Source organism: Corynebacterium sp. HMSC08A12 (assembly GCF_001807485.1).
In the GTDB taxonomy this organism is placed as follows: Bacteria; Actinomycetota; Actinomycetes; order Mycobacteriales; family Mycobacteriaceae; genus Corynebacterium; species Corynebacterium evansiae.
In genome coordinates this window covers 1-5053 of sequence record NZ_KV789184.1, presented here as the reverse complement: position 1 = coordinate 5053, position 5053 = coordinate 1, and the positions used below count along the sequence as shown (strand labels likewise).

At 54.8% G+C, this 5053-nt stretch carries 5 protein-coding genes; 3 read left to right on the top strand and 2 right to left on the bottom strand.

All coding sequences use genetic code 11. The features are described from left to right. Positions 1-362, bottom strand: a 362-nt coding sequence (locus HMPREF3166_RS06660; RefSeq protein ID WP_168160730.1) for a helicase-associated domain-containing protein, incomplete at its 3' end; no start/stop codon positions are given. 114 nt (positions 363-476) lie between these two features. Here HMPREF3166_RS06660 and HMPREF3166_RS09990 point away from each other — a divergent pair. The 3 genes from HMPREF3166_RS09990 to pbp2m all read left to right on the top strand — a co-directional run bounded on the left by HMPREF3166_RS09990 (position 477) and on the right by pbp2m (position 4059). Beyond that, positions 477-1337, top strand: a complete 861-nt coding sequence (locus HMPREF3166_RS09990) for a LysR family transcriptional regulator (protein ID WP_210383929.1) — start codon at positions 477-479, stop codon at positions 1335-1337. After that, positions 1334-2164 carry a serine hydrolase gene (locus tag HMPREF3166_RS09985; RefSeq protein ID WP_011273098.1) on the top strand — a complete coding sequence of 277 codons (831 nt, stop codon included), beginning with the start codon at positions 1334-1336 and terminating at the stop codon, positions 2162-2164. The genes HMPREF3166_RS09990 and HMPREF3166_RS09985 overlap by 4 nt, the downstream gene beginning before the upstream one ends. A 113-nt stretch (positions 2165-2277) precedes the next feature. Then, positions 2278-4059, top strand: a complete 1782-nt coding sequence (gene pbp2m, locus HMPREF3166_RS09980) for a penicillin-binding protein PBP2M (protein ID WP_011273099.1) — start codon at positions 2278-2280, stop codon at positions 4057-4059. A gap of 16 nt (positions 4060-4075) precedes the next feature. On the opposite strand, the gene HMPREF3166_RS06645 is transcribed toward pbp2m, so the two are convergent. Further along, on the bottom strand, positions 4076-5053 hold a 978-nt coding region (locus tag HMPREF3166_RS06645), incomplete at its 5' end, for a DEAD/DEAH box helicase family protein (protein WP_168160729.1).

Here is a 5053-nt window from a genome sequence, read left to right as displayed (position 1 = left end):
ATCTCCGTCAGCACAGCCCTGTCCGTCGTCTCTAGCACGAGCCCGTGGGCCGGGTGCTTGATGAGCTTCAGTCGCCCGTAGCGATCCATCGTGTCGGCAATGTCGATCAGCAGCGGTTGCGGGACGGGGAACCGCGAGTAGGTTTCCAGCACGTCCATGACCTGCTCCGCGTCGTGCCCGGCGGCGCGGGCGTTCCACAGTGCCAGCGGGGTGATGCGGTAGGTATGCACGTGCTCGGGCGCACGCTCCAGCTCCGCGAACGGTGCCAGCGCGGTGCGTGCCTCCTGCGCCTGTTCGTGGTCGATTTCCAGCAGCACGGTCTTATCCGACTGCACAATGAGCGGTCCGTTTCCAATGCCCACGCTGTGTGTCACTTCCTTTTTGTTTATCGACGCCACCGCGACGGTGTTGCTCAAGCCAAAGACATCATTTTACGCTGCAGTGGTGCGAACTCGTGCTCCACTATGCTGAGACCCATGATTGCTCAGACGGGAAATCTGCGCCAATGGCAGTATTTCGTGGCTTTAGCGGAGACCGGTAGTTTTACAGCGGCGGCAGCGCGACTGGGAGTGAGTCAGCCGCCTGTCTCCAATGCCATTAAGCGCTTAGAAGCTGGTGTAGGTACACCGCTATTTATCCGAGGGGCGGGGGAAGTGAAACTAACCGAGGCAGGGTTGACCTTGCTTCCATATGCCCGGGTGATTAATCGCGATCTTCAGGCTATGCATTCGATGATTGACGGTATCCGAAGTGGTGCGCAAAGCGGGTTTCGTTTGGCCATCAGTAGTGCGCTTCCAAGCGAGATAGGATCGCGTATTGCAGCAAAGGCACAGCAGCATGATGGAGTAGTTTTGTCGTCACTGCCTTCTGTTGAGATTCTTGCCCGTGTTGAAGAAGGCGCTATTCATGCGGGGCTTGTTCAAGCTCCGGTTCCCTTGGGTACTCACCGCAGTGCGAGGCAGTTTTCTCTGTCACGTGATCTAGTGGTGCCGCCGGGGTATTCAAGGTTGGATAAGACCTTGTCTCAATTGAATCTGCTGGTGGAGAACCTGAATGACAATTCAAGTGCAGCCAGTGGTTTGGCGAGAGAGCTATTTCGGTCGGGTGTGTCTTGCGAAATTAATGATTCAGAGGATGCTCTAGGTAGGGGCTTATTGATTGGAAGAGGGGAGGGGATGTCTTTGGTATTTCGCGGTTTTCACCAGTTTGACAATGCTATTGAGCTTCCTTCCCGTTTCGATTTTTCCGTGGATGTAGTGGTTCGCCGAGGTGGGATGGACAATGGCGCCGAGGCCATGGCGGTCGCCGAAAGAATTTGTCGAAGGATTAACCAATGACTGCACGGATGGAGATGGCCCTGGAAAACGTGTTGACGCGGTCGGGGTGTGAGGGATGGTGGTGTGCATCGCGACTGCACGATGGGGTGACTATCGGACGCAAACAAGACGAGAAAATTACGGTGGCATCCTTATATAAAATCCGGCTCCTCCACCTCACTTTGGAAGCGATTCAACGAGGTGATCTGGATCCTCGTCTTCGTGTTGACGTTGCACCGTCCAAAGGAACTTACGAAGGGTATGGGTTCGCTGCCTTTGATGACGCAGTGAACGTGAGTCTCCGAGACTTAATGAAACAAGTCGCATCGGTGTCAGATAACGTGGCCGCCCACGAGATTTTGCGTCTACTGCCTGCGTGGGCTCGAGAAGCATTTCTTAAACGGTTTCCACCTCATTATGACTTGCAAGATCGGAATAGCTTAGTGACGGCGGAGAAACAATTGCGTCAATATGTTCAATCCCAAGGGGGGAGAAGTACAGATATAGCGTTTTCTGCAGTCTCTTCGTTGGCGGAAATAACTAATGACTTGGAACAGGTTTGGAAAGACGATAGTGCAGCGGTACGTCGATCTATGTGTGAACTCTTGGGGTTGCAGGTGTGGCGTCACCGTGTTCCTTCAGGCTTTCCTCCAAGCGGCGTTGATATCTATGGAAAAACGGGCACTGTAGGACTTCTCCATGGTGAAGCTTCGATTATCCAGGTTGAGGGCGAGGAGCCCATTGTGGTGTCCATCATGCTGAAACAGGTGGTGCCAGAACAAGCAATGAGTACTCACGATGGTGCTATTGGCGAAGTGGCTAGACTGCTCGTGGACGCTCTTCGTTAGAATTTCTGCCACTTGAATACACACTTCTACCATCGCCTATATGTGAATGAAATGAGACAATTGCATTATGTGATATTGGTGGCATCCAATGCGTCTCACTTAACGTCACTCCCATGATGACTAAGCACAATCGTTTCCGTCAGTCGGTGATTGCACTCTGTTCGCTCTCCGCAGTGATGTTGAGCAGCTGTTCAGCTCTACCGTGGGAATCAGACTCAGACGTATTTCTCAAAGCTTTCAACGCGGGAGATGACAGCAAGGCTGCACGGTATCTGGATCATCCAGACCCGGAGCGCGCCCTTCATGAATTTCGGCAGTCACTACATGGTGTGAAGGTCAACATCGAAAAATCTGATATTTCAAATGGAAAGCAGAATACTCATGTGACTTGGTCCAAAGATGGTGTGGAGTTGGAGAGCAATGGTCGGCTCGTCCTTAGTGGACAGGATGGTAAGCCTCAATGGTTGCCTTCGATCTTCGAAGCTCAGTTGAGCGATGATTCCGCACTCTTTTTTGCTGAAGATAAACAGTACGATCTTCCAATTAAAGATCGCTTGGGCAATGAATATATGACCTGGACGAAAGTTATTCAGGTACGAGGTCGCAAAGACATAGCCTCTAGAGCGCAGGAATTGGCCCAGATTTTTGCACCAGTGTCTCCCACAACGACTAAGGAGTGGATCGAGCAGACCTTGGGAGAGTCTCAGGATGAAGACACCGTGCTCCTCACTTTGAGGCAGGAAGAATTCCGGAAGATACAAGAGCAACTTAGGACCTTTGAGGGAATTTCCACTGTGGAGCAGGGGCGTCTCTTAAGCGTGTCCAAAACTCTTAACTCTCCGCTGGATGCTGAATTGAACAAATATTGGGAGTCAGTGCTCGATGCTAATTCAGGATGGTCGATACGCGCTGAGAGTTCACAAGGTATGACGACGGTAGCCTCTGAGCCGCCTCGCCGAGTTCAGCCAATCGCAACCACTCTGGATAACACACTGCAAAGCGCAGCAAAACAAGCAGTGGACAGTGAGCAACGTGCCGCAGTTCTAGTCGTGCTCAATCCTAGAACAGGAGGTGTCCTTGCCGTTGCACAAAATGACAAGGCAAATAACCAAGGGCCAATCGCACTCACCGGGCTATTCCCACCGGGATCGACGTTCAAAACTGTGACCACAGCGGCGGCACTAGAGGCAGGGGTAGTCAGCATGGATGAGGAACTACCTTGTCCTAGCAATATCACCGTCGCTGGACGCAAGATTCCCAACGATCATGACTTCGATCTAGGTAGCGTTCGACTGGAAGAAGCTTTCGCCCAATCATGTAACACAACCCAAGCGGTCATTTCGGATCGTTTGGGAGAAGATGATCTGCAACGGACTGCTTTAGAACTCGGAATTGGCTCCGACTTCGACGTACCAGGGATGACCACACTTACTGGTTCGGTGCCGCGGACACCGGCTGGACCTCCTCGTGTGGAGGCTTCTATTGGACAGGGCGAGGTTCTAGCTAGTCCATTTGGGATTGCGCTCATGCAATCGACTGTCGCTAACGGCGGCTTGCTTGTTCCTCCACAGCTCATTCAAGGCGAACAGACAGTAGTGAATAAACAGGCAGACCAGCATGTCAGCGATACAACTATTCAAAGCCTCCGGACGATGATGAAATCAACAATTGACCACGGTTCAGCTAGGTCGTTGAGTGATCTTAGTGCACTTGGCGGAAAGACTGGTACAGCAGAAATTGATGGCAAGCTTTCCAATGGCTGGTTCGCTGGAACGACAGGGGAATTGGCGATTGCGTCCCTTGTAATCGAAGGAGATTCTTCTCAGCCAGCTGTGGAAATGGCCGGGCGTTTCCTTCGCTCGCCGGATGTTCAGAAATTCTCTGGAATTCAATAAACTTGCTTCATAACCTCTAGCACGGCACGTCCACCGCAGCGATGCGGTGGGGTTGGATCGTGAGGCTCTCCCCGGTGGATTCGAGCACCGCGGAGATGGTGGAGGGGGTCATCATCACGATGGAGATCCAGTCATGGCTGGTGGCACCCGCATAGTCCACGTAGTGCAGGCGCACCTGTGTGCCCGCGGTATAGGCGCGGCGCAGCTCGGACATGATCTCCCGCGGCGAGCGGAAGGTCCGGGTGTCCGAGGCCTTCGTGCCGTCCGCCGGGTCCACGGCGATGGCCTGGTCGTGGGCGCGGCGAAAACCCTCCACGGCGCCGTCGATCTCCGAGGCGATCTCGGTGGAGTCCCCAGTGATGTCCATGATGTTGCGCTGGGGAGTATCCACGCGAGACGGGACACGAGCCGAGTGGGGTTCGGTGGCGGAGCCCTGCTGGAATGCCCTGGTGGCGTCGTCAATCAAATACCGCAGGGACTGGGGAACGGACGAGAGACCGCCGGGGGACATGCGATCCAGGAAGGCCTCGATGTCCTTCCATGGGGCGTCATAGCGCTTCGGCCCGATCAGGCTGAATACGTCGCCCTCGCGGCCGTCCTCGCGCACCAGGGTGGCGGTGAGCCCCAGGCGGCGACGGGACTGCAGGTCGGAGGTCATGCGGAACACCGGGGCGGGCAGCAGGTGCACCTCGTCGTAGATGATCAAGCCCCAGTCGCGGGAGTCGAACAGCTCCAGCGCCCGGTATTCGCCCTTCGACTTGCGGGTAACCACCTGGCAGGTGGCGATGGTCACGGGGCGGATCTCCTTCTTTTCTCCAGAGTATTCGCCGATTTCGTCCTCGGTCAGGGAGGTACGGCGCACCAGCTCGTCCTTCCATTGCCTGCCCGCGACGGTGTTCGTCACCAGGATCAGGGTGGTGGCCTTTGCCTTGGCCATCGAGGCCGCGCCAACCATCGTCTTTCCCGCACCACACGGCAGCACTACCACGCCCGA